This is a genomic window from Psychrobacter okhotskensis, assembly GCF_013248965.1.
Taxonomy (GTDB): Bacteria; Pseudomonadota; Gammaproteobacteria; order Pseudomonadales; family Moraxellaceae; genus Psychrobacter; species Psychrobacter okhotskensis.
The window spans coordinates 1-1,210 of record NZ_JABRVQ010000064.1; the positions used below are offsets into that span (position 1 = coordinate 1).

Annotated in this window: 1 protein-coding gene; it reads right to left on the bottom strand. The window is 39.8% G+C overall.

Features of this window, described 5'->3' with window-relative positions; all coding sequences use genetic code 11:
* Positions 1 to 142: 142 nt before the first annotated feature.
* A partial coding sequence (locus tag HQR03_RS14060; protein WP_173240657.1) for a helix-turn-helix transcriptional regulator occupies positions 143 to 1,210 on the bottom strand: 1,068 nt, incomplete at its 5' end.

Consider the following 1,210-nt stretch of genomic DNA (forward strand, 5'->3'; position numbering starts at 1 on the left):
CTGGCGAGAGCTGGCGACTGTATAATGCTTGCGCGATCTCTAAAGCATGGATTTTTTGGCTTACTTCATTTATTAAGGTTTGAACTGCACTCATGTTTGTATTTCCTTATAATTTATTAGGAGTTGAATACTTCTTATCTTACTAATCCTCATACAGCTCTAACGCACTCTTTAAACGCTCAAGAATCACTATTTTAAGCTCATTTGGTTCTACGACCACGGCCAGCTGCGACATACTCACCAGCCAATCTTGCAGACGAAGCGTATTAGCAACCGTGGCACTGACTTGATTCCAAGTGTCATCAATAATAGTGATCTGCTGATCTTGCGATAATGGACGCTCATAAAGGTGCTGACAGGCGTACTTTTGTACCTTTAAGACCAAGTTAATTTTAGTATTTTCACTAAATTCTAGCTTACCCAGTTTATGCAAACACTCTAATGAAAAAGTGCGTCGCCCTACCCAGCCAGGTATCGGCTTATCTATGACTACTGCCTCGGTAATACGATTAACCGCAAAATTACGATGCGCTTTTAACAGTATTTCATCATCGATATGATCATCAGTAGGATCAAAGCCTGTCAGATACACCATATTATCAATAAAGATCAGTCCTTTGGGATACACCACTCTTACAGCTGATTTTCCTGCCCATTTCTTTTGATAGATTATTCGTAGTTGATGATTTTGTAGCAAAGCCTGATGAATACTGCCAAGCACGTCATTATCAAGCTTTGGTGCTTGCACGATACTAGGTAAGGTAATGAGATGATTTTGCCATTGCCCCAGCTTACTTTGATGGAAATTGTCTTTATCCTGTCGACGTAGTTGATTGAGCTTACCTGTAACCCCTTGTTTAAAAGATACTGGCAAATAGTTTGCCGTATATTTATCGAGCATCTCCCAAAAAAACACCGTTTGCTCATTGATAACATCGATACTAAAGCTCGGTTCAATATAAAACCGTGCGGTTTGTCCGCTGATGTTTTGTCCCCATCTCGGTACTCGAACCAAGGCATCACTATAAAAAATATCGTTAAAGATTTGATTTAGGCCAATCAGATCGTTCTCTAAGTTTTTACGCTCATTGGTATAATTCTCTGAATTATCACCATAACCAATCATCAACTCTGTCAGCGACACAGCATCAGACTCACTTCTAGGCAGACATTGATATAACGCAAATAGACGTGCTGACTTTGTATAGCT